Raw genomic sequence first — 22,373 nt, forward strand, 5'->3', positions numbered from 1 at the left:
TGACTTATTTTTTATTAATAGTTTCCGTTTTCTTAACGATATCTCTTATAATACCATCAAGTTCGGTCCCAGAGTCAAAAAAGTGACCCAATAAATTTTCATACTCAGATGGAATCCCGTCTGACTCTTTCATATAGTCAATAATTGACATCATTTTAGCTAATGGAGCTCTAACGACATGCGAATGTGTCCACGCAATTTCTTTCAAGCTTTTGTTCTGGTCTTCAATAGTCTTGATGTGCTGCATCTGTTTAGTTATATCATTAGCCATAACCAACTTAGCCTTAGAGTCATTAAAAAAAATGATGTTGCTTTGGATTTCCACATTGATAATATCACCATTTTTCTTCTGATGTCTTAAGTACCTCTTCTTGAAGTTCTCCTTATATTGGTCAAAGGAATAAACACCTTGATCAAATATAGGATAGTCCTCAACTGGCCAAATTTCCTTAATAGTCATATTAAGAAATTCCTCTTTCTTAAAACCGTAGTTTTTTATTGCAGCATCGTTGACGTCCAGAAACTGAAAGGTACCTAAATCGTAAACCCACATAGGTAACGGACTTAAATGAAAAAGATCACTATAACGTGTTTTTGCCATCTCATATGAGAAGAAAATCTTTTTACGCTCTATGGAGCACACCATGCTCTTAAAAAGCATAGCTGGGGTTAATTCTTCTTTTATCAAGTAATCTGCAATTCCTTTAGAAATTGATTTAATAGACATACCCACATCATCATTTGTGGTCAAAACTATAATTGGGCAAAAAAACACCAAATCTAACATTTTACCTACTATCTCATCCTTTGCAATATCGGGTAGGGTAAGGTCTAACAATACGACATCAAAAAACTTATCTTCCATTGACAAAATCAAAGAAGCTTCCTTAAAGTTTTTTGCATGCTTAATTTCCGTTTTACACTCAAGTACTGATATAAATCGTTCAATCTTCTCAAAATCATTGAAATCATCTTCAACAACTAGAATAGAATATATTTTTGGCGTTTCATTCATTTTCTGCGATATTCACTTTCATTATCCATTCTTTTAACTCCCCTGTAAACGCACCTAATAATTTTAGCCCTTCGGAATGGCTTCTATCAGTTTTTTTGTATATTCCCTTTGAGGGTTAGCATACAACTCATCCGCATCAGCAATTTCCTCTATTTTTCCTTTGTTCATCACCAAAACCTGATCACTCATATATTTTACTACCGCCAAATCATGCGATATAAAAATATAAGTAAAACCAAAATTCTCTTTTAGCTCATTTAACAAGTTTAAAACCTGCGCTTGAACTGATATATCCAAAGCCGAAACTGATTCGTCACAAACGATCAATTTAGGCTGTAGCGCAATAGTTCGAGCTATTCCTATTCTTTGTCTTTGTCCTCCTGAAAATTCATGCGGATAACGGTTAAAAAATTCGCCTCCCAGTCCTACTCTTTCCAGAATTTCAATTGTTTTTTCTTTCCGTTCTTTGTCATTTTTATACAAACCATGTACTTGCATTGGCTCCATAATGGCTTTTCCAACTGGTATTCTAGGATTCAAGGATGAATACGGATCCTGAAAAATAATCTGTATTTCTTTTCTGAGTTTTTTAATTTCGGTGCTCCCTAACTTTGTAATATCTTGTCCGCGATATAAAATTTGACCAGCCGTGGCTTTGTCCAGTTGTAGGATGGCATTTCCCAAAGTCGATTTTCCACAACCGCTCTCCCCTACCAATCCAAGGGTTTCGCCTTCATATAATTTAAAACTGACATTATTTACTGCTTTAAAACCAGACTTTTTCCCAAAGAAACCAGCTGTAGAAAAATACTCTTTCTCGACGTTGATAACTTCTAAAATGGGTTCCTGATTGTATAATTTATCATGAAATTGAACTCTATCTTCTAACGTTACAATTTCCGAATTTATTTCATTACTTAAAAAATCTTGAATTGTGGGTAAGCGTTTCAAGCGCACGTCTAAAGATGGTCTTGAAGCAATTAAAGCTTTAGTATAATTGTGCTCCGGATTTTTAAAAATTTGTTTTACTTCTCCCTGCTCTACAATTTCACCTTTGTACATCACTAAAACTCGATGCGCAATCTCAGAAACCAAAGACAAATCATGAGATATAAAAATGATACTCATTCCCGTTTCCTGCTGAATGTCTTTCAACAATTGAATAATTTCTTTTTGAACTGTTACATCAAGTGCCGTTGTAGGTTCATCAGCAATTAACAACTGCGGTTTGCAAGCAATTGCCATGGCAATCATGACACGTTGTTTTTGTCCGCCAGAAATTTCATGCGGATATTTTTCGAATAATATCTCAGGATTTGGCAGTTTTACTTTATCAAACAATAAAAGAGTTTCTGCCTTTGATTCTGAATTAGATAATTTTGTGTGTTGCTGTAGAATTTCCTGAACCTGAAAACCACATTTTAGTGATGGGTTTAATGAACTCATTGGTTCTTGAAAAATCATGGCGATTTCATTTCCACGAAGGTTTTGTAATTCCCTTTCGTTCAAATTCGCTACATTTTTTCCATCAAAAATGATTGTGCCTTCAGAAATCTTAGAAATATGCGCGGGTAACAAACCCATAATGGCCAAAGAAGAAACCGACTTCCCTGAACCTGATTCACCTACGATTCCTAGAATTTCATTTTCATGCAAATCATAACTGATGTTTTTTATAACAGCGTTATAACCTCCTTCTCTTTTGAAAGAAATCTCTAGATTTTGTATCGAAAGCAAGGGTTTGTTCATGTTGGCAAAAGTAACTAATTAAGCTTAAAGTTGGTCTAAATGTTGAAAAACTGAAGGCGAAAATTATGTTTAAACATGAATAATCTCGTCATCTATTAATAAATCTTCTCTTCGGAGTCGAAGAAAAATCTGGGCAACGGCAATAGTATCCTTTTCACAGTAGGTTACAATCCGGTCAATGTCTTTATCCACATAAAAAACATGCCCTACTTGACTGCCGTCAATATCCCCTTTTGGCGACGGAATCCCGAGCACCTTGCATAGTAATTTTAAAGAGGTAAAATGTTTGTAATCCCCGAATTTCCATAACTCCAATGTATCCAAATGCGGAATTTCCCATGGTTTTTTTCCAAATAAATTCAGTTTATCGGGAATCGCGATTTGATTAATTATCATGCGGCGGGCTAGAAACGGAATGTCAAATTCCTTAGCATTATGACCGCATAAAACATGCTGCGGTTGGTTGAAATGATTGTTTAATAAATTATTGAAATCGTGAAGTATTTTCTTTTCCTCTCCAAAAAAAGAGGTTACTCTAAAATTCCTAATGTCAGCTTTGTTAGCAAAGAAACCTACCGAAATGCAGACAATCTTCCCAAACTCGGCCCAAATTCCTGCGCGATCGTAAAAATCCTCAGCAGTATATTCGTCTTTGCGTTGGTATTGGGTTTTGTGTTCCCAAAGGCTTTTTAATTCCTCATCAAGAGAATTATAATCCTCGGCTTCTGGAACTGTTTCTATATCAAGAAAGAGAATGTTATTGAGGTTGATTTTTTCTATCATAATAATGGAACGCGGATGACGCGGATTCAAATGGATTAGACGGATTTTATAAATTCATTCCTTCAAATATAAATAATAATTTGTTGCAGTATATCTGCAATTGACTGGACTTTAAAACAAACTTTGTTGCGGACTAGGGTTTTCATGTTCCAATAGCCATTTTTTACGCCACAAACCTCCGGCATATCCAGTCAGTGAACCATCACTGCCTATGACTCTATGGCATGGAATGACGATCCAAAGCGGATTTTTCCCATTGGCAGAAGCAACTGCGCGAATGGCTTTTACATCTCCTAAAATCTTGGACTGTTCTAGATAAGTTCTGGTTTTCCCATAGGGAATTTCTAATAATGATTGCCACACTTTTTGTTGAAAATCAGTTCCCTTTGGGTTTAATTTGAATGTAAAATCGTTTCTATTCCCCTCGAAATAATCATTAAGTTGACTAACAGCCTCGCCCAAAACCGCTGGAATTATTGCTGAAGCCTCCCCTTCATCAGAAACTGAAATTTCTGAAACTCCGTTTTCGTCTCCTATAAGCGTCGCAATCCCTAAAGGCGTTTTGATGTAAGCTGTTTCCATTGAATAAAAATAATAAATTAAACTGCTTAATACACATAGAATATTTAAAGTTCCCAAAGCAGCTATTTTGAAAACAAAAAACCACTCGCTTTCGCAAATGGTTTTGTTTTTTTAGCCCTGATGGTAGTGACATCCTTTTCTTGCATTCTTTAGGCAAGGAAAGATATAACGAACAGCAGGAATAGCTTCAGATAATACCAACTCCAGCTTAAATTATTTTAAATTACTGTAAAAATATGCCTCTAAACCTTTCAGCTCCTCGTCAGACATTGCTTTTGTAACGGCAAAATTGGTTTTCATCACTTCGTATTGGCTTGGGTCCACAATTGCTTCCCCTTCCCCTTTTAAAAAGGTGATTATGTCTGCGTTTTTGTCCTTATACATTTTCGCAATCTCCTGAACACTTGGTCCTATTAATTTTTTATCAACTTGATGACAAGATATGCAATTACCTTTGCCATTAAAGATTGTTTCTCCAAGTTCTTCTGGTGTTTGTGTTTGTGCCGGCATACCTTCAGAAACGGTAACCTCAGGCTCAACTTCTTTACCAAAAGATTCCTCCTCTTTGCCTTTACAAGATAAAGCTAAAAAAACCAATCCTAATACTATTATTTTTTTCATGATATAAGTGTTTGTTCTACCAAAGTTACACTATTAAAAACACCTGGATAGTGACTTTTGTCATCTTAATGCAAAAGTAATCGTTATTATTTATTTAAAAGTATCGCAGCTTCCTTTGCAAAATAAGTCGAAATCAAACTTGCGCCTGCACGCTTGATACACATTAATTGCTCCATCATGATTTTGTCATGGTCTAACCAACCTCTTTCGGCTGCAGCTTTAATCATCGCATACTCGCCAGAAACATGGAAAACCGTTACAGGAACATTTACGGCATTTTTAACTTCACGAACAATATCTAAATAAGCAATTCCAGGTTTCACCATTACCATATCAGCACCTTCTTCGACATCCCAAAGCGCTTCTTTGATGGCCTCAATGCGATTTGCATAGTCCATTTGGTATGTTTTTTTGTCTTTTGGAACTACCACATCCGATTCTCTTGGTGCACTGTCTAAAGCATCACGAAAAGGCCCGTAAAATGCCGATGCGTATTTAGCCGAATAACTCATGATTCCCACATTGTGAAAACCAGCAGCATCAAGACCTTGACGCAAACGTAAAACTCTTCCGTCCATCATATCAGATGGCGCAACAAAGTCGGCGCCAGCCTCAGCATGTGAAACTGCCATTTTTACCAAAGCCTCGTTTGTTGAGTCGTTTTCTACATCGCCGTTTGTAATGATTCCGTCATGACCATAAATAGAATAAGGATCTAAGGCTACATCTGGCATCACAATCATTTCAGGACAAGCCGCTTTGATGGCACGAATAGCTTCTTGCATCAATCCGTTTGGGTTCCAAGCTTCTTTTCCAGTATTGTCTTTTAAATCCTCGCTTACTTTTACATAAATATTTACGGCGCGAATTCCTAAAGCATATATTTCTTGTACTTCCTTTACCGTTAAATCTATCGAACGACGGAATATTCCGGGCATAGATGCAATTTCAACTTGCACGTTTTCACCTTCAGCAATAAACATAGGAAACATGAAATCAGATGGACTTAATGTCGTTTCACGAACCAAACTTCTGATGGATTCGTTTGTTCTTAATCTTCTACCTCTTTGTAATGGAAACATATGATTTATGATTTTAGATTAGTGATTGCAGATTTATGATTTAAAAACAAATGGTGATAACAGAAAATCTGAAATCAAAAATCGTTAATCCTCAATCTACAATCCAATTTTTTGGGTTTTCTAATACGTTTACTAATTTCTCTTCTTCGCTACCTGCTTCTGCATGATGGTCGTAAACCCACTGCACATGTGGCGGCAAACTCATCAGTATGCTTTCTATTCTTCCGTTGGTTTTTAGTCCAAATAAAGTGCCTTTGTCGTGAACCAAATTGAACTCAACATAGCGACCACGGCGAATTTCCTGCCATGTTCTTTGTTCTGGGGTATATTCTAAATTTTTTCTTTTTTCAACAATTGGAACATAAGCTTGAAGGAAACTATCCCCAACTTCTGAAACAAAACTGAACCAATCTTCCATTTTCATTTCCTCAGTTTCTTTGCAATAATCAAAGAACAATCCTCCTATTCCTCGTGCTTCATTACGATGTGCGTTCCAGAAATACGAATCACATTGTTTTTTATATTTTGGATAAAATTTAGGGTTGTGTTTATCGCAAGCTGTTTTACAAGTTTGATGAAAGTGAACTGCATCTTCTTCAAACAAATAATAAGGCGTTAAATCTTGTCCACCGCCAAACCATTGTTGGATTACATTTCCCTGATCATCGTACATTTCGAAATAGCGCCAATTGGCATGAACCGTAGGCACCATTGGACTTTTAGGATGTAAAACCAAACTCAATCCACAAGCAAAGAAATCAGCTTCGCCTACGTTGAATAGTTTTTGCATGCTGTCAGGTAATTTACCGTGAACAGCTGAGATATTGACACCGCCTTTTTCAAATACGGCACCGTTTTCGATTACTCGGGTTCTTCCTCCTCCGCCTTCTGGGCGTTCCCAAAGGTCTTCTTTGAATTTGGCTTGACCATCAACAGCTTCTAGTCCTGCAACGATGGTATCTTGTAAGTTTTGTATGTAGGTAAAAAATTGTTCTTTCATTATATTAAAGCAAAAGTATTTAAAAGTGTTTAAAAGTGTTTAAAAGTGTTTAAAAAGTGTTTAAACGATTTCCCAGAAATATCCTGGTGTATTAACAATCTTACCTTCTATCCTTAATGCAGAAAGATAATTCGTAACCTTATTTTTTTTCTTTTCTTCTGAAAGAGCAGTCGATAATTTAGGAATAATTAAGTTATCAATTTTATCTCGTTTCGTTTTCCCCCATTTTTTAAGGCATTCAAGTATCATCTCTTTAAAATGAGAATCGTCAAAACTACGGTTAGCTAAATATTCGGCTTGTAAATTTTCATCATTTGTTGACTCAATAATATCATAGGATAAGTAAATATTGGGTCTTCTTCCTTCAATATACTTCGCTTTTTTTAGATGCTTAAATTCAGTTTCTGTTATTTCTTTATGTTTTTGAACTTTGTCTAACAAAATGATTTCATCTAAACCTAAATTTGAGTTTTTGATAAGAATTCTAGCAAAATTCTCATCTAAAACTTTACCCGTGATGGTCACTTTTACCTTATTATCATCAAAATTATAATCTGGAAGTGGAAAAAATCGTTGTTTTTGAAAGTTAAATATTTTTCGAATACCTCCACCTTGAGTTTCAATCATATCTAAATTTTTCATTGCTTCAACCAAAAAAGGGTTGCGATACACTTCTTCGGGAGTGTCATTTAAAACAACATCTTCTACAGATTTTGGCAAAAAAGATCCATAATTAGAAAACACCAAATGATCATCTTCAAACTCGACTACGTTAATTCTTGCTCCTTTAGAATAATCTTGATGTGCTATAGCATTGTTTAAAGACTCTCGGATAGTATATGGTTCATATCGCAATACCTCGTCAGGAAATAATGTACCATCACGTAGATAACGGTATTTTAAATTTCGTATTTTCTTAAAAACTTCATCTATTGATAACAATAATGGAATTGAAAATATCTCAAAATCTTTATCTTGATTATCCAGAGTTTTTAGATTCCATCTAATCTTAACAGAAGAGTCTAAATAGTGTTCCGATTCCTCTTTCCCTAAAAGAATTAAAGTCGTCCTAGTTATCTTTCCTTTAATTGTAAGTTTTGATTTATTTAGAAAATCAACATCATTCCAATGATCAAGATCGTTGGAGTATTTAGGATTCCTTTTTTTAAATTCAATACGTGCTTTTTGTAATGCCTGTTGATCCAAATCTTCAATAGTAGCGTCTTGAATAATTACTTTAGACCAATCTTCATTAGCTTGAACTTGAGTCAATATAGCATCTAAACGAGCTTTTGTCATTTCAACCAAATTATCATCTATTCGCTGCCACGTTTTTTTATGTGCATAAACAGGTAATCTAAATTGATGTTTTGGTATATGGAAAATCCAAACAACCTTTTTAGTGTCTGAAGTAGTGAATTCATGAACACTAAATCCTTCAATATTTAGATTGGTTATATTTCCATTAATTCTAAACCTAATATCTTCAATTGTATAACCTCCAAAATCCTGAATACCTACAATTTCATACGTTTGATCTTGAATGCCAATAATTAAATGTCCGCCTTGCATGTTTGCAATTGCAGAAACATAAGAAATAACATCGTCACCTGCTCTTCCTGAAACAGCACTTTTTAACGACTTAAATTCCTTCCACTCACACTTTTCGTTTTCAAGCGGGTAGTTAGTCTTTAAATAGTCTTGTAGTTCTTTTTCAGTCATGTTTACGATAATTGTTAATTACAAATATAGAAAAGTATTTTTAGTGTCTAATGTTACTTAATATTTTGACAATCAATGTTCTTCACAATTTTTTTTTACAGCAGCTAACTTATTAATTATTTCGAATGAAAACGTCTTGCTCTCTAATTGAATATGCTCATAAATTGCAACGGCTTTCGGAATATAATCAAACTGACCTCCTTTAGAATAACCCACTAAAAAATCAGCAAATTGTTCCTTTTGCTCCCAATCCATTTCGTACTTATCTAATAATTGAATCAAATCTTTTTCTTCAATTTGGTCAATAATCACAGTTGTTAAATCAAAATCAGTCAACTGACTATCGATTAAACTAGTGTCTTCAATATTCCAAAATTTGGGTACAAAAACAAAAGAAAGCAAAGTGCTCAACATATTGTCAATCCTTACTTTCTTTTCGTCTCTTAATCCTTTATTCAGCATCTTTTATTGATTGTATTCTTTCACTGCATCGATAAATGCTTTTGCGTGATCAACAGGGATATTTGGTAAAATTCCGTGACCTAAATTCACGATGTATTTGTCTTTCCCGAATTCGTCAATCATTTCGTGTACCATTTTCTTGATAACAGGAATTGGCGATAATAATCTTGACGGATCAAAATTCCCTTGCAGTGTGATATTTCCTCCTGAAAGGTATCTTGCATTTCTTGGAGAACAAGTCCAGTCAACTCCTAATGCAGAAGCTCTACTTTTTCCCATTTCACCAAGAGCAAACCAACATCCTTTTCCGAAAACAATTACTGGAGCATCATCGGCCAAAGCTTCAACGATCTGGTTGATGTATTTCCATGAGAATTCTTGATAATCAACAGGAGATAACATTCCGCCCCAAGAATCAAAAATTTGAACGGCATCTACTCCTGATTTCACTTTTTCTTTTAGGTATAAAATAGTCGTATCAGTGATTTTTTGTAATAAAACATGTGCTGCTTCTGGATGTGAGAAACAAAATCCTTTGGCTTTATCAAAGCTTTTAGATCCTTGTCCTTCTACTGCGTAACACATAATTGTCCATGGTGAACCTGCGAAACCAATTAACGGCACCTCATCATTCAACATTTCTTTAGTCAATTTAATAGCCTCAAAAACGTATCCTAAAGTTTCATGTACATCTGGAACAATTACTTTTTCTACATCTTGAATCGTACGAATAGGATTTGGTAAATATGGACCGAAATTAGGCTTCATCTCAACATCAATTCCCATTGCTTGTGGAATAACCAAGATATCTGAAAACAAAATCGCTGCATCTGGAGCAATTCTACGAATAGGTTGCATGGTAATTTCGGCAGCTAATTCTGGAGTTTGACAACGAGTAAAAAAATCATATTTATCACGCAAAGCGATAAATTCTGGTAAATATCTTCCAGCTTGACGCATCATCCATACTGGCGGACGTTGTACTGTTTCTCCTTTTAATGCTCTTAAAAATAAGTCGTTCTTGATCATGTTTTATATTTTATCTAATGGCTCAGTGCTTTCTTCTGTATTATAATAGGCTATAACTTCGATAATTACATCTTCGATTGTTGGTATTTCGGCAATTACAATGTTTTTAACTTTATTTAATTCTAATGATTTTGCGGTAGTATTCCCTACGCAAAAACAAATTTCATTCTTGATTTTGTTGTTTGTCAAATAACTTTCAACGGCAGATGGACTAAAAAACATAATTCCATCAAAATTTTCCTGTTCTGATATTTTGAAAGGCGCTAACTTGGTTTCGTAAACTTCTATTTCATTAAAAGTTATTCCTGCGCTTTTTAATGCTTCTGGCAAAGTCTCTTTGCGCAAATTTCCGCTTAAAAAAGTATAGCTTTCCTTGTTGTAAATTAAAGTGATTATCTCCGCTAATTCAGATGCATAATCCAAATATACATCAACTGTAAAACCATTTGCTTCTAGTAATTCTTTGGTTTTTATACCAACACAAAAAACAGGTTTGGTCTTTAGAACTTCCCAACCGCTTTGTTCTATTAAACTTAACACAGCATTTTGGCTACTAAAAATCAAATTGTTGTTGATTTTATTCAGTTCAAAAAGGTTGTTTTTTATTTCGATAAAATCTTGTTCTAAAAGATCAAAATTAGCATCAAGAAATACTTGCCTTTGTTCTGCCGACAATGTTTTGGTGGATAAAATACTTGTTTGGCTCATTATTTCTTCAAATTATTTTTAATTTCCGTCATCAATTTTGTTCCTCCATTATTCAGAATTTCCTGAGCTGAGTAAAACCCTAATTTCTTCCATTCTTCGATAGGAACAATTTTATCGATTTCAATCTTTTCTTTTCCGTCAAGCGAAAATAAAACTCCTTGAAAATGAATGGTATCTTCCTCTTCATTATAAATTGCTAAAGCTCCGATTGGCGCTGTACAGCCACCTTCCAAAGTTTTTAGAAACTGGCGTTCAATATAGGTAACAATCTCCGTTTCGATATCATTCAGTTGTGATAACGCATCTTTTGTAAAAGCATCATCTTGCATGGCTACTACAACCATTGCTCCTTGAGCGGGAGCAGGAATCATCCAGTCTAAATTGATAAAATGCTCTGGTTTTAAGTTGATGCGCTCTAAACCTGCAGCTGCGAAAACAGCTCCGTTCCAGTCGCCTTCATTGAGTTTTTTCATGCGTAAATTTACATTTCCGCGTAAATCAACCACTTTATGTGCAGGGTATTTATTGAGCCATTGTGCTTGTCGACGCAAACTACCAGAAGCAATAGTTCCTGATTCATTTAGAAAATCAAGATTACCTTTATGAACTAAAATGTCTAATGTACTGGCTCTTTCCAAAACTGCTGCTTGAACAATCCCTATAGGTAAGGCCGTAGGAACATCCTTCATGGAATGAACTGCAATATCAACATCACCATTAATCATGGCAACATCTAGTGTTTTTGTAAAAATCCCTGTGATTCCGAGCTCGTAAAGTGGCTTATCAAGAATGATATCTCCTGTTGATTTAACAGCTACAATTTTGGTTTTATAGCCTAAATCATTTAGCTTTTTCTCTACGGTATGTGCTTGCCAAAGTGCTAGTTCGCTATCTCGCGTCCCTATTCTTATTGTCTTTTCTGCCATTTTTATATTTTGATTCCAAAAAAGTTTTTTTTTAAAAAAAAACTAAAAAACCATTAAGAAATTAAGATTCATTAAGTTTTATATTGTGTCTAGTCTTTTAAAATATTCATTTACAAAAGGCTTCATCGACTTTGTTATATTAGTTGTATTGAAATTAATAAGTAAACCTTGAGGCTTTTCTAATAATTTCATGTACGTTAATAATTGCGCTTCATGAATTGGCAACACATTTTCTATCGCTTTTAATTCTACTACTATACAATCATTTACTAAAAGATCTATTCTCAAATTAGATTCTAAATCAAGACCGTCATATTCAATTTTAACAATTAACTGCTGCTTTACATTATATCCATTTCTTTCTAATTCATACTTCAAACATTGCTCGTACACACTTTCTAAAAGTCCCGGCCCAAGAGCTTTATGAACTTTAATAGCAAAACCTGTTATTTCATAGGACAAGTTAGTAACTTCTTTTTGAGTCATGTAGCTTTAGTTTATTAAAAATAGATAAAATTCTTAATTGAGTCTACCAAAAATAAAACCTTAATATTCTTAATTTCTTAATGGTTCAGAAAAAAAGACTGCTTTTATTTTGCTGCCAATCCTATTTTGAAAACTTTCTCAATCCACTCAATACTTTCATCCACCATGGTGTCGTCATCTTTTAAATGATTGGCAAAGTGTGTTGTTATTTTTTGAATGATTCTGTTACTGATGATTTCTGCTTGTTCTTCGTTGAAATCAGCAATTTTTTTACTTTGAAAATTCAATTCAGAAGTTTTAATTGCATTCAGCTTTTCTTTTAAAGCATGAATGGTTGGAGCAAATTTTCGGTCTTTTGTCCAAACATTAAACTCTTCTTTTATTTCTTCGATAATTGCTTCTGCTGCCGGAATATGATTTCTTCTGTTTTCTAAAGTTTCATCAGTCAATTGAGATAAGTAATCCATATGAATTAATGTAACTCCTTCTAATGCTTCAACATCTTGATTCACATTTTTAGGAATAGATAAATCCAAAATCAATAGCGGTTTCTTAAGATTTAAGATGGCTTTATCAACTGTAGGGTTTTGAGCACCTGTAGCTACCACAACAACATCTGCTTTTTGAAGTTCTAAATGTAGTTCTGAGTAATCTTTAACGATTAGGTTCAGCTTGCCTGCCAATCTCTCGGCCTTATCTTTGGTTCTGTTGATTAAGGTTATGTGTTCATTTTTGGTGTGTTTAACCAAATTCTCACAAGTATTTCTCCCTATTTTACCCGTTCCAAATAACAAGATATTCTTGTTACCAATGTCCTCAACATTCTTGATAATATATTGTACCGCTGCAAATGAAACAGAAGTAGCTCCTGAACTAATCTCAGTATCATTTTTTATCTTTTTGCTTGCTTGGATTACAGCGTTCACCAATCTTTCGATGAAATTGTTAGCCAATCCCATTGCTTTTGATTGTGTAAAACTTGATCTAATTTGAGATATAATTTCAAAATCACCTAGAATCTGGCTATCTAAACCAGTTCCTACGCGGAACATATGACTAATAGCCTCTTGATTTTTATATACAAAACCTACTTTTTGAAATTCTTCAACACTTCCTTTACTGTTTTCACAAATCAATTTTATCAATTGAAAAGGATGCTCGGCAAATCCGTAAATTTCAGTACGGTTACAAGTAGATGTAACAATTAAACTTTCGATTCCTTCAGTTTTTGCTTGTTCTAGCAAACGGGTTTTTGCTAAAACATCCAAGCTAAATTTACCTCTCATCTCGGCATCCGCTTTTTTATAGCTTAGTCCAACAGAATAAAAATAGTGATGTTTTAAAAGGTTATTATTTTTCATATAAATACTTTTCCAGAAAGTGGAACAAAATTATCACTATAGAGTTTATAAAAGTAACGCTGTAAGTACTATTTGTATCGCTACGTGTATTTTTATTTCTAAAGTCCTCTTTATTGGCAAAAAACGTTATTTTTGCACTGAAATCAAGTAACTAGATGTGATTAATTTAGAGTTGTTCTAAATAACAGGCGTTGACAATTATCATGTTTTCACAAAAAAAATATCGCTATGGGTTCTCAGGAAATTATAAAAATAGAAGACGATTTTACATTAATTCGCTTTCAAAATGACAGCACCGAATCTTTTAATGCGCAACGTGAAGTCAGCAGTGGCTTGATTCAGTTTCATTTTGGACTGAAAGGAAGTGCTAAATTTATCTTCAATCAAGGAAACTATTCATTGGAACTAAAGGAAGAGAAATCGTTACTTTTATATAATCCTCAAAAAGAATTGCCATTGAACTTAGAACTGGCGCCAAATTCGTGGGTGATATCCGTAATTATCTCCATCAAAAAATTTCACGCGTTGTTTTCTTCTGAAGCGGATTACATTACTTTTTTAAGCGGAGACAATAAAGACAAGAAATACTATAATGAAGGTAACATTAGCCCATCAATGGCAATTGTTCTTAGTCAGTTGTTTCACTACAGCCTGCACCCTTCCATTAAAAACTTGTATTATAAAGGAAAAGGATATGAATTGTTGAGTTTATATTTCAACAGAACTGAAGATCCAACTGCAGAACAATGTCCGTTCTTGATAGACGAAGACAATGTTATGAAAATTAGAAAAGCCAAAGAAATCATTATTGCTAATATGGCGGAGCCACCAGGTTTACAGGAACTAGCTGATGAAATAGGTTTGAATCTTAAGAAACTAAAAATGGGATTCAAGCAAATTTACGGCGATACTGTTTATGGTTTTTTGTTTGACTACAAAATGGATTTCGCCAGAAAACTTCTTGATAGCGGTTCTTATAATGTAAACGAAGTAGGATTAAAAATAGGATATAGCACTGGTAGTCACTTCATCGCTGCATTCAAAAAGAAATTTGCCACTACCCCAAAGAAATATTTGATGTCAATAAATCCTAATACTTAGCAAACTATTGGTTTTACATATTAAACAATAAATAAAAAATAGTTAATTCGAATTTATAAAAATATAAGTTTGTTTACTTTTATCGAACAATTTCTCATTCTCAAGAATGAGATTTAATGAAAACAAAAATAAAATGAAAGGTGTATTATTAGTCAATTTAGGTTCCCCAGAAAGTCCAACAGCGAAAGATGTAAAGCCTTATTTAGATGAGTTTTTAATGGATAAATACGTTATAGACGTTCCATTTCTTTTACGGGCATTGCTTGTTCGTGGAATCATTCTTCAAACAAGACCTAAAAAATCAGCTGCTGCTTACGCAAAAATATGGTGGGACGAAGGTTCTCCTCTTGTAGTTATCTCTAAAAGAATGCATGAAAAAGTAGAAAAACTAGTTGACGTTCCTGTTTCCCTTGCTATGCGTTATGGTAATCCATCATTGCTATCTGGACTTCAAGAACTGCATGATAAAGGAGTAAACGAAGTGCTACTTTTCCCATTGTACCCTCAGCATGCAATGGCATCGACGACGACTATATTAGAACTAGCAGAAGAGTTACGTAAAAAGCACTTTCCAGAAATGAAGTTTACAATCGTTCCCGCATTTTACAACAAGCCCGACTACATTAAAAATCTGGCCGATTCAATCAAAGGACATTTAGATGGTTATGATTATGACCATTTATTATTCTCGTATCACGGGATTCCAGAGCGTCACATTCGTAAGACTGATATAACCAAATCACATTGTAAAATTGATGGTTCTTGTTGTAATACACCGTCACCGGCACATGAATTTTGTTACCGTCACCAATGTTATGAAACTACTAAACAAGTGGTGAAATTATTAGGGATTCCAGAAGGAAAATATAGCCAAACTTTTCAATCGCGATTAGCTGGTGACAAATGGCTTACACCATACACAGACGTTGAAGTAAACAAAATGCCTGAAAAAGGAATTAAAAAACTCGCTGTCGTAACTCCTGCCTTCGTATCTGATTGTTTGGAAACATTAGAGGAAATAGCTATGGAAGCAAACCACGAATTCAAAAAGCATGGTGGTGAAGAATTTTTAGCTATACCTTGTTTAAATGACAGTGATGAATGGTGCACAACCGTTAGCAATTGGATCAGTGAATGGGCAACAGTCGAAAAAAGCATTGCATAAATGGCAGTTTCAGCCGAGGAACTAGGGACGCAAGACATTAAAAAGCTGTTGATAAAGCAAGCGGTTCCAGCATCTATAGGAATTTTATTTATGTCGGTCAATATTTTGATCGACACTATTTTTGTTGGCCAATGGATTGGGTCCTTAGCTATTGCTGCGGTGACCGTTGTTTTGCCTATTACTTTTTTCATTTCCTCATTAGGAATGGCCATAGGTGTTGGTGGCGGTTCCGTTCTCTCGAGAGCATTGGGAGCCAATAATAAAGAAAAAGCTTTATTGACCTTTGCTAATCAAATTATGATGACATTTTTGATGGCATCTGTATTTGTGCTGTTAGGAATTTTTTTTAGTGCCGATATGTTATTGCTTTTTGGTGCCAAAGGAGCAATTGTAAAGCCCGCAACAGAATTCTTTTTCCCTATAATTTTATCTGTTCCTTTTTTAGCACTTTGCATGATGGGAAATAACATTATACGGGCTGAAGGAAAAGCAAAATTCGCGATGTTTGCCATGATTATTCCCGCTTTTGTAAACATTATACTCGATATTGTTTTCATAAAATTAATGAACTTAGGCATGTTTGGAGCAGCTTTGGCTACTTCTATTTCCTATTTTATGTGCTTTCTTTTCGTCTTATGGTTTTTCATGTATAAAAGTGAACTTAAGATAAAAACGAGCCACTTTAAATTTAATTTTCCAATTATAAAAGAGATTACAAACTTGAGTTTTGTTACCTTTTCAAGACAAGGTGTTGTAAGTATTCTAGCCATTATCCTTAATCATACTTTATATACCTACGGAGGTGAGCATTCGATAGCTGTATACGGAATTATAAGCCGAATGTTAATGTTTGCTTTGTTTCCTGTTCTTGGAATAACTCAAGGTTTTATTCCAATTGCTGGTTACAATTATGGCGCAGGAAATTACGAAAGGGTAAAGGAAAGCGTAGAAGTATCCATTAAATATGCAGCGCTTTTGGCGGCAATTATCTTTGTATTTATACTTGCTTTTGCACAACCTATCGTGTCTATTTTTACCACAGATCCCAAAGTCATTGCTGAAACTCCAAATGCCCTTAGATGGGTTTTTGCGGCATCCCCCATCATTGCGATCCAACTAATTGGTGCGGCCTATTTTCAGGCAGCAGGGAAAGCTAAAAAAGCATTATTTCTTACCTTGAGCAAACAAGGGTTTTTCTTAATTCCCCTAGTACTGATTCTCCCAAATTTTTTCGGTATTTTTGGAGTGTGGGTTTCTTTTCCCATCGCCGATGTTTTATCAACATTAATTACTGGTTATTTTCTAAAAAAAGAAATGAATATAAAATTGACAAAACATAAGAATGGAATACTATAACTACCTCAAATCATTACACCTCATCTTTGTTATCACTTGGTTTGCAGGTTTATTTTACATTGTACGTTTGTTTGTTTACCAAATTGAAGCTGCACAAAAACCCTCACCTGAAAAAGAGATATTGCAAAAACAATACAATATAATGAGTTATAGATTGTGGTATATCATCACTTGGCCATCTGCGGTTTTAGCGAGTATATTTGCCTTTTGGATGCTGTTTTTTACTGATTTGGGAGCCGCTTGGCTAAAAATGCCTTGGATGCATGTAAAACTTGGCTTTGTATTTGTGTTGTATTTGTATCATGGTAAATGCCATCAAATATTCAAACAATTACAAAACAACGAAATAAAATACACGACTAACTTCATGCGTTTGTGGAATGAAGGAGCTACTATAATCCTTTTCTCCGTAGTTTTCTTGGTAGTGCTGAAAAATGCATTTAACTGGATTTATGGCGTTATCGGAATTATTAGTTTTTCCGTTTTGATTATGCTTGGATTTAAATTTTATAAAAAAATTCGAGAAAAAAATCAATCTTAATTATGCTAAAAGGCTTTAAAATATCAATGTTATCATTACGAATTCGGATTTTTCTTTCGATGATCGTATTGATAATTGTAGCCTCTGTGCTGCTCGCTTCCATTTCTATTATCCAATTTAAAAACGAAGCCAAAGAGTACCATCAGGAACGACTAGAACGTAAGGAAAATGCAGTACGAGAACACATTAACTATGTACTTTCAACAACGACCTATCCGCTGACAACCGAAAATTTAGATCTAATTTTCAAGGATAAAATTCATGAACTGGCACACATTCATAATATTGAAATAAACATTTATGGCTTAGATGGGAAATTATTAAAGTCTTCTAAAGAATCCTTTTCCGTTGATAAGGTTTCGCCTCCCATTCCAAAATATATTTTAAAACTCGTACGTTCCTCCATCGAAAAACGATATGTAGACATTAAAACCATAAATGGCGTCAAAAACAGATCCTCTTTTACCCAAATTAAAGACGACAAATTCAAACCTTTGGGTGTTTTAAACCTGCCGTACTTAGAAGATGATGGTTTTTACGACAAGGAACTAAATAGTTTCTTAATCCGTTTAGGACAGGTTTATTCCTTTATGCTAATCGTAGCTTTTGGGTTAGCCTATTTTCTTGCCACCTATATAACGAAATCATTGAAGACCATTTCTGATAGGTTAAACGAAACCAGTTTGAAGCAAAAAAACAAAAAAATCGTGTTAGAAGCCAGCAGCAAGGAAATTAATTTATTGATCAGCTCCTATAACCGAATGGTGGACGAGCTCGAAATAAGTGCCGTAAAACTAGCACAAAGCGAAAGAGAAGAAGCTTGGCGCGAAATGGCAAAGCAAGTGGCCCATGAAATTAAAAATCCATTGACTCCAATGCGTTTAACCGTTCAGAGTTTTCAGAGAAAATTTGATCCAAATGATCCTGAAATAAAGCAAAAAATGAACGATTATTCAGAAACATTGATTCAGCAAATAGACACTATGAATTCAGTTGCGTCTGCGTTTTCAAATTTTGCTTCCATGCCTGCACAACAAAATGAAACCTTAAATGTGGTAGAGGTCGTTGAATTAGCTTTAGACATTTTCAATGAGGAGTTTATTACCTTTGAAAGTGACGCTGCAGAGATTATTTCGAAAATAGATCGAACACAACTAATTCGAATTATTACCAATTTAGTTAAGAATGCCATTCAATCCATACCGGAACATCAAGAAGATAAAACGGTATTCGTAAACGTAAAAAAAGAAATGAATAATGTACTGATTAGCGTTGCCGATAACGGAACGGGAATCAGTCCTGAAGATATAAATCGTATATTCGAATTTAAATTTACCACCAAAAACAGCGGAATGGGTCTGGGCTTGGGTATTATTAAAAACATCATCGAAAATTATAAAGGAACAATTACCTTTGAAACAGAATATGGAAAAGGAACTCAATTTACAGTTTCACTTCCTATTATTAACTCCTAAATCATCAAAATGAGCTACAAAAACATCTTAATAGAAAAAGAAAATAGCATTGCAACCATAACTATAAATCGTCCTACGAAACTAAATGCGTTAAATAAAGAGACTATTCAAGAATTGCATCAGGCTTTTCAAGAATTGGAAAAAAATTATGAAACCCGAGTGGTTATTTTAACTGGTAGTGGTGAAAAAGCTTTTGTGGCTGGAGCCGATATTGCTGAATTCTCAGAATTTTCAATTGAAGAAGGGGTACAATTAGCCGCACAAGGACAAGACATCTTGTTTAATTTTGTCGAAAATTTAAAAATACCCGTAATTGCAGCCGTTAATGGTTTTGCACTTGGTGGAGGGTTAGAATTAGCAATGGCCTGTCATTTCAGAATTGCTTCTGACAACGCTAAAATGGGCTTGCCAGAAGTGTCTTTAGGAGTTATTCCAGGCTATGGTGGAACACAACGTTTGCCACAACTAATTGGGAAAGGACGCGCTATGGAAATGATATTGACAGCCGGAATGGTAACAGCTGAGGATGCCTATAGAATGGGATTAGTGAACAATGTTATTCCACAAGCAGAACTATTAGATTACTGCAACGGAATTGCCCAAAAAATCATGAGAAACTCCCCTTTGGCTATAAGCAGTGCTATAAAATCGATTAATGCTAACTATAAAGATGGCGAAAACGGTTTTGAGACTGAAATAAAATCCTTTGGAAAATGCTTCGGTACAGAAGATTTTAAAGAAGGAACTACTGCCTTTTTGGAGAAAAGAAAAGCCGTTTTTACTGGCGAATAAACTACTATATTTTTCATTCAAAATACTTTTAACTGCCGATTCTACGATTATAAAATCTTAGAATCGGCAGTTGTTTTTTTCAACAATCCCACAAGCGTTCCCCATCAATAAAATTTTTCTTTAATAAGCTCCTATTTTGACTTACAAAAGCTAATTTTGCAAACTCCTATATGGGAATAATTCAACTAATAAAAATTATGATTATGTCTTTTCAACCTGTATTCGTTCAATTTTGGGAAAAAGTAAAAGAAAGTATCGAAAATGGTACTTACGCTAAATTGACTTTGGCAAAAACCATTGGTGATACTGAATTGAAAAATATCTATGTACGTCCGGTATTATTAGAAAATGATGTTTTCAGTCTTTCTCTTACTGCTAAGTATAAAACAGAAGAAATTGAGAGTTTCCATACTTTGGATGAAGCCTTTTTAGTTTTGACTCCCTATTTGAATAATCCTTTTTTGACAGCCTTGTTGTTTACAACAGAAAATGATATCACTTTTAAACTGAATAAAAAAAGGGTAGCAAGCATTATAGAGCAAGCTCCCACTTTTAAACATGCCTCAGATGTTATTATTGAAATGAAGGCAAAAGGGATTATATAGATCCTATTGATAATCGTTTTTTGTAGAGACGCACGGTAGAGACGCACTGCAGTGCGTCTCTACAAAACGTATTATTTTTCTCCGTACCATTCTGCATAAAACTGAGACAAGAAACCTTCCATATAGCGGTGTCTTTCTTTTGCAATTTGCTTGCCTGATTCGGTATTCATTTTATTTTTTAGCAGTAATAATTTCTCGTAAAAATGATTCAGTGTTGGCGCCTCATTATTTTTATACTCTTCCTTAGTCATCTTAGTGTTTGGGGAGATTTTAGGGTCATAGAGCGCTCTATTCTTAAATCCGCCATAATTGAACGTTCTCGCAATTCCAATAGCTCCTAGCGCATCTAAACGATCTGCGTCTTGCACTATATCTAATTCTATGGAAGTAAAAGTTTTTTCGAAATTGCCCCCTTTATAGGATATATTCTCGATGATTTTTACCACATGATCTATTTTTGCTTGATCTACATCTTCTGACTCTAGGAATGTTCTGGCAGTTTCAGGACCTATAGATTCATCTCCATCGTGAAATTTACTATCAGCAATATCATGAAGTAAAGCTCCTAATTTTACAACCGTTTCATCACAAACTTCATTTTTTGCAATCAACATCGCATTTTTATAGACTCTCTCGATATGAAACCAGTCATGCCCACCTTCTGCATTATCTAATTTATCTTTTACAAAAGTGATTGTCTTACTAATTATGTCTGCGTTGTTCATCTTTCTATCTTTTAAAAAAAATGTTGGTTTTCGAAGATTTCAACCCTCAAAAACCAACACTTGCTATTGTTCTTTATTATTATATCACTTTCTAACTAGATTCTAGCAGGTTCTACCCATTTGAAAATATGAGATTCTTGTGGAATAACCATTCTTTCTGAAATTCTAGCCATCCTTCCTGGTAATTTCATCAGATAATCTCTTGCTTTTTCAGCTTCGTCAGTCAAGCCAGTAATTTTATCAATTTCCCACTTGTCCATTAATTTTTGCATGATATCAATGTAGTCAGCTGCTGTGTATACACCAATTCGTTGCGCAGAATCAGAAAATTGTTCGAAAGCAGTACTTATCTTTTGTCCAGATTCTCTCAAGAAATGAGCTGGCATAACGATTTTTTGTTTCATCATGTATTGAAAAGCAATCATCATTTCGCTAGGGTCAACCTGAAAAATTCTGTTTACAAACTCACTATAAGCATGATGATGACGCATTTCGTCACCTGCAATCATCTTACACATTTTAGATAATTTGTTGTCACCATATTTCTTAGCCATTTGAGCTACTCTATTGTGAGAAACATAAGTGGCTAGCTCTTGAAAACTAGTATAAACAAAGTTTTTATATGGATCTCTTCCGGTACCAATATCAAATCCGTCATTAATTAGGTGCTGCGTAGTCATCTCAATTTCACGCATGTTAACACGACCTGATAAATACAAGTATTTGTTCAACAAATCACCGTGACGATTTTCTTCTCCAGTCCACTGTCTGATCCATTTAGACCATCCGTTTCTTCCCACGTTATCAACTCCGTCAACATCCATCAACCAAGATTCATAGGTAGGCAAAGCTTCTTCGGTAATAGTATCACCCACTAAAGTCACCCAAAAATCATATGGTAAATCTTTCGCAATTTCACGCAATTCCTTAACCTCATCAAAAAATGTATCACTTTCTGAATTGGGTAAAAAATCCGTTGGTTGCCAAATTTTTTCAACTGGTATTAAAAACTGATCAACATAGTTATCAACGTCTTTTTCCAAAAACTGCATAACCTCTAATCGAATATTTTTTATTGACATTTTAT

Annotated in this window: 23 protein-coding genes; 7 read left to right on the top strand and 16 right to left on the bottom strand. The window is 34.5% G+C overall.

The window, feature by feature from the left end:
• Positions 1-4: 4 nt before the first annotated feature.
• The 14 genes from BLV91_RS00880 to hemA form a co-directional block, all read right to left on the bottom strand.
• Positions 5-1,015: a response regulator gene (locus BLV91_RS00880; protein ID WP_091428579.1), complete on the bottom strand. Its 1,011-nt coding sequence runs from the start codon at positions 1,013-1,015 to the stop codon at positions 5-7.
• Between the two features lie 63 nt (positions 1,016-1,078).
• A complete protein-coding gene (locus BLV91_RS00885) occupies positions 1,079-2,764 on the bottom strand; it encodes an ABC transporter ATP-binding protein (RefSeq protein ID WP_091428581.1) in 1,686 nt (561 codons plus the stop codon).
• Between the two features lie 69 nt (positions 2,765-2,833).
• Positions 2,834-3,547 carry a 3'-5' exonuclease gene (locus BLV91_RS00890; RefSeq protein WP_091428583.1) on the bottom strand — a complete coding sequence of 238 codons (714 nt, stop codon included), beginning with the start codon at positions 3,545-3,547 and terminating at the stop codon, positions 2,834-2,836.
• A gap of 111 nt (positions 3,548-3,658) precedes the next feature.
• Positions 3,659-4,129, bottom strand: coding sequence for a methylated-DNA--[protein]-cysteine S-methyltransferase (locus BLV91_RS00895; RefSeq protein WP_091428584.1), 471 nt, complete (start codon positions 4,127-4,129; stop codon positions 3,659-3,661).
• A 213-nt stretch (positions 4,130-4,342) separates the two neighbouring features.
• Entirely contained in the window at positions 4,343-4,750 is a 408-nt protein-coding gene (locus BLV91_RS00900) for a c-type cytochrome (protein WP_091428586.1), read from the bottom strand.
• An 86-nt stretch (positions 4,751-4,836) separates the two neighbouring features.
• Positions 4,837-5,832, bottom strand: a complete 996-nt coding sequence (gene hemB, locus BLV91_RS00905; protein WP_091428587.1) for a porphobilinogen synthase — start codon at positions 5,830-5,832, stop codon at positions 4,837-4,839.
• Between the two features lie 91 nt (positions 5,833-5,923).
• Entirely contained in the window at positions 5,924-6,832 is a 909-nt protein-coding gene (gene hemF, locus BLV91_RS00910; RefSeq protein WP_091428589.1) for an oxygen-dependent coproporphyrinogen oxidase, read from the bottom strand.
• Between the two features lie 60 nt (positions 6,833-6,892).
• On the bottom strand, positions 6,893-8,554 hold the full coding sequence (locus BLV91_RS00915; protein WP_091428592.1) for an RNA-binding domain-containing protein: 1,662 nt from the start codon (positions 8,552-8,554) through the stop codon (positions 6,893-6,895).
• Between the two features lie 72 nt (positions 8,555-8,626).
• Positions 8,627-9,016 (bottom strand): hypothetical protein, encoded by a 390-nt coding sequence (locus BLV91_RS00920; RefSeq protein ID WP_091428595.1) that lies wholly within the window; start codon positions 9,014-9,016, stop codon positions 8,627-8,629.
• Between the two features lie 3 nt (positions 9,017-9,019).
• Positions 9,020-10,045 (bottom strand): uroporphyrinogen decarboxylase, encoded by a 1,026-nt coding sequence (hemE, locus tag BLV91_RS00925; RefSeq protein ID WP_091428598.1) that lies wholly within the window; start codon positions 10,043-10,045, stop codon positions 9,020-9,022.
• Positions 10,046-10,048: 3 nt separating this feature from the next.
• Positions 10,049-10,753, bottom strand: coding sequence for a uroporphyrinogen-III synthase (locus BLV91_RS00930; protein ID WP_091428601.1), 705 nt, complete (start codon positions 10,751-10,753; stop codon positions 10,049-10,051).
• Positions 10,753-11,679 (bottom strand): hydroxymethylbilane synthase, encoded by a 927-nt coding sequence (hemC, locus tag BLV91_RS00935; RefSeq protein WP_091428603.1) that lies wholly within the window; start codon positions 11,677-11,679, stop codon positions 10,753-10,755. The genes BLV91_RS00930 and hemC overlap by 1 nt, the downstream gene beginning before the upstream one ends.
• Before the next feature lie 78 nt (positions 11,680-11,757).
• Complete coding sequence (locus tag BLV91_RS00940) at positions 11,758-12,165, bottom strand: GxxExxY protein (RefSeq protein WP_091428605.1); 408 nt, start codon at positions 12,163-12,165, stop codon at positions 11,758-11,760.
• Between the two features lie 104 nt (positions 12,166-12,269).
• Positions 12,270-13,526 carry a glutamyl-tRNA reductase gene (hemA, locus tag BLV91_RS00945; RefSeq protein WP_091428607.1) on the bottom strand — a complete coding sequence of 419 codons (1,257 nt, stop codon included), beginning with the start codon at positions 13,524-13,526 and terminating at the stop codon, positions 12,270-12,272.
• 228 nt (positions 13,527-13,754) lie between these two features.
• On the opposite strand from hemA, the gene BLV91_RS00950 reads away from it, so the two are divergent.
• From BLV91_RS00950 to BLV91_RS00980, 7 genes are all read left to right on the top strand, one after another.
• Positions 13,755-14,627: a helix-turn-helix domain-containing protein gene (locus BLV91_RS00950; protein WP_091428610.1), complete on the top strand. Its 873-nt coding sequence runs from the start codon at positions 13,755-13,757 to the stop codon at positions 14,625-14,627.
• A 133-nt stretch (positions 14,628-14,760) separates the two neighbouring features.
• Positions 14,761-15,792 carry a ferrochelatase gene (hemH, locus tag BLV91_RS00955; protein WP_091429101.1) on the top strand — a complete coding sequence of 344 codons (1,032 nt, stop codon included), beginning with the start codon at positions 14,761-14,763 and terminating at the stop codon, positions 15,790-15,792.
• Entirely contained in the window at positions 15,793-17,148 is a 1,356-nt protein-coding gene (locus BLV91_RS00960) for an MATE family efflux transporter (protein ID WP_091428612.1), read from the top strand. It begins immediately after the preceding gene.
• Entirely contained in the window at positions 17,135-17,689 is a 555-nt protein-coding gene (locus tag BLV91_RS00965; protein ID WP_091428615.1) for a CopD family protein, read from the top strand. The genes BLV91_RS00960 and BLV91_RS00965 overlap by 14 nt, the downstream gene beginning before the upstream one ends.
• Positions 17,690-17,748: 59 nt before the next feature.
• Positions 17,749-19,164 (top strand): sensor histidine kinase, encoded by a 1,416-nt coding sequence (locus tag BLV91_RS00970; protein WP_091428617.1) that lies wholly within the window; start codon positions 17,749-17,751, stop codon positions 19,162-19,164.
• Between the two features lie 9 nt (positions 19,165-19,173).
• Positions 19,174-19,956 carry an enoyl-CoA hydratase/isomerase family protein gene (locus BLV91_RS00975; protein WP_091428618.1) on the top strand — a complete coding sequence of 261 codons (783 nt, stop codon included), beginning with the start codon at positions 19,174-19,176 and terminating at the stop codon, positions 19,954-19,956.
• A gap of 203 nt (positions 19,957-20,159) precedes the next feature.
• On the top strand, positions 20,160-20,561 hold the full coding sequence (locus BLV91_RS00980; protein WP_091429103.1) for a hypothetical protein: 402 nt from the start codon (positions 20,160-20,162) through the stop codon (positions 20,559-20,561).
• A gap of 71 nt (positions 20,562-20,632) precedes the next feature.
• Here BLV91_RS00980 and BLV91_RS00985 read toward each other — a convergent pair whose 3' ends face one another.
• Positions 20,633-21,286 (bottom strand): HD domain-containing protein, encoded by a 654-nt coding sequence (locus BLV91_RS00985; RefSeq protein WP_091428621.1) that lies wholly within the window; start codon positions 21,284-21,286, stop codon positions 20,633-20,635.
• A 95-nt stretch (positions 21,287-21,381) separates the two neighbouring features.
• Entirely contained in the window at positions 21,382-22,368 is a 987-nt protein-coding gene (locus tag BLV91_RS00990) for an acyl-ACP desaturase (protein WP_091428624.1), read from the bottom strand.
• Positions 22,369-22,373: the final 5 nt, after the last annotated feature.

The organism is Flavobacterium degerlachei (assembly GCF_900106645.1).
GTDB classification, from domain to species: Bacteria; Bacteroidota; Bacteroidia; order Flavobacteriales; family Flavobacteriaceae; genus Flavobacterium; species Flavobacterium degerlachei.

Bases quoted from the DNA above. Each gene is read 5' to 3' on its own strand.
- BLV91_RS00880 (WP_091428579.1), bottom strand. From the start codon at position 1,015: ATGAATGAAACGCCAAAAATATATTCTATTCTAGTTGTTGAAGATGAT.
- BLV91_RS00885 (WP_091428581.1), bottom strand. From the start codon at position 2,764: ATGAACAAACCCTTGCTTTCGATACAAAATCTAGAGATTTCTTTCAAA.
- BLV91_RS00890 (WP_091428583.1), bottom strand. From the start codon at position 3,547: ATGATAGAAAAAATCAACCTCAATAACATTCTCTTTCTTGATATAGAA.
- BLV91_RS00895 (WP_091428584.1), bottom strand. From the start codon at position 4,129: ATGGAAACAGCTTACATCAAAACGCCTTTAGGGATTGCGACGCTTATA.
- BLV91_RS00900 (WP_091428586.1), bottom strand. From the start codon at position 4,750: ATGAAAAAAATAATAGTATTAGGATTGGTTTTTTTAGCTTTATCTTGT.
- hemB (WP_091428587.1), bottom strand. From the start codon at position 5,832: ATGTTTCCATTACAAAGAGGTAGAAGATTAAGAACAAACGAATCCATC.
- hemF (WP_091428589.1), bottom strand. From the start codon at position 6,832: ATGAAAGAACAATTTTTTACCTACATACAAAACTTACAAGATACCATC.
- BLV91_RS00915 (WP_091428592.1), bottom strand. From the start codon at position 8,554: ATGACTGAAAAAGAACTACAAGACTATTTAAAGACTAACTACCCGCTT.
- BLV91_RS00920 (WP_091428595.1), bottom strand. From the start codon at position 9,016: ATGCTGAATAAAGGATTAAGAGACGAAAAGAAAGTAAGGATTGACAAT.
- hemE (WP_091428598.1), bottom strand. From the start codon at position 10,045: ATGATCAAGAACGACTTATTTTTAAGAGCATTAAAAGGAGAAACAGTA.
- BLV91_RS00930 (WP_091428601.1), bottom strand. From the start codon at position 10,753: ATGAGCCAAACAAGTATTTTATCCACCAAAACATTGTCGGCAGAACAA.
- hemC (WP_091428603.1), bottom strand. From the start codon at position 11,679: ATGGCAGAAAAGACAATAAGAATAGGGACGCGAGATAGCGAACTAGCA.
- BLV91_RS00940 (WP_091428605.1), bottom strand. From the start codon at position 12,165: ATGACTCAAAAAGAAGTTACTAACTTGTCCTATGAAATAACAGGTTTT.
- hemA (WP_091428607.1), bottom strand. From the start codon at position 13,526: ATGAAAAATAATAACCTTTTAAAACATCACTATTTTTATTCTGTTGGA.
- BLV91_RS00950 (WP_091428610.1), top strand. From the start codon at position 13,755: ATGGGTTCTCAGGAAATTATAAAAATAGAAGACGATTTTACATTAATT.
- hemH (WP_091429101.1), top strand. From the start codon at position 14,761: ATGAAAGGTGTATTATTAGTCAATTTAGGTTCCCCAGAAAGTCCAACA.
- BLV91_RS00960 (WP_091428612.1), top strand. From the start codon at position 15,793: ATGGCAGTTTCAGCCGAGGAACTAGGGACGCAAGACATTAAAAAGCTG.
- BLV91_RS00965 (WP_091428615.1), top strand. From the start codon at position 17,135: ATGGAATACTATAACTACCTCAAATCATTACACCTCATCTTTGTTATC.
- BLV91_RS00970 (WP_091428617.1), top strand. From the start codon at position 17,749: ATGATCGTATTGATAATTGTAGCCTCTGTGCTGCTCGCTTCCATTTCT.
- BLV91_RS00975 (WP_091428618.1), top strand. From the start codon at position 19,174: ATGAGCTACAAAAACATCTTAATAGAAAAAGAAAATAGCATTGCAACC.
- BLV91_RS00980 (WP_091429103.1), top strand. From the start codon at position 20,160: ATGTCTTTTCAACCTGTATTCGTTCAATTTTGGGAAAAAGTAAAAGAA.
- BLV91_RS00985 (WP_091428621.1), bottom strand. From the start codon at position 21,286: ATGAACAACGCAGACATAATTAGTAAGACAATCACTTTTGTAAAAGAT.
- BLV91_RS00990 (WP_091428624.1), bottom strand. From the start codon at position 22,368: ATGTCAATAAAAAATATTCGATTAGAGGTTATGCAGTTTTTGGAAAAA.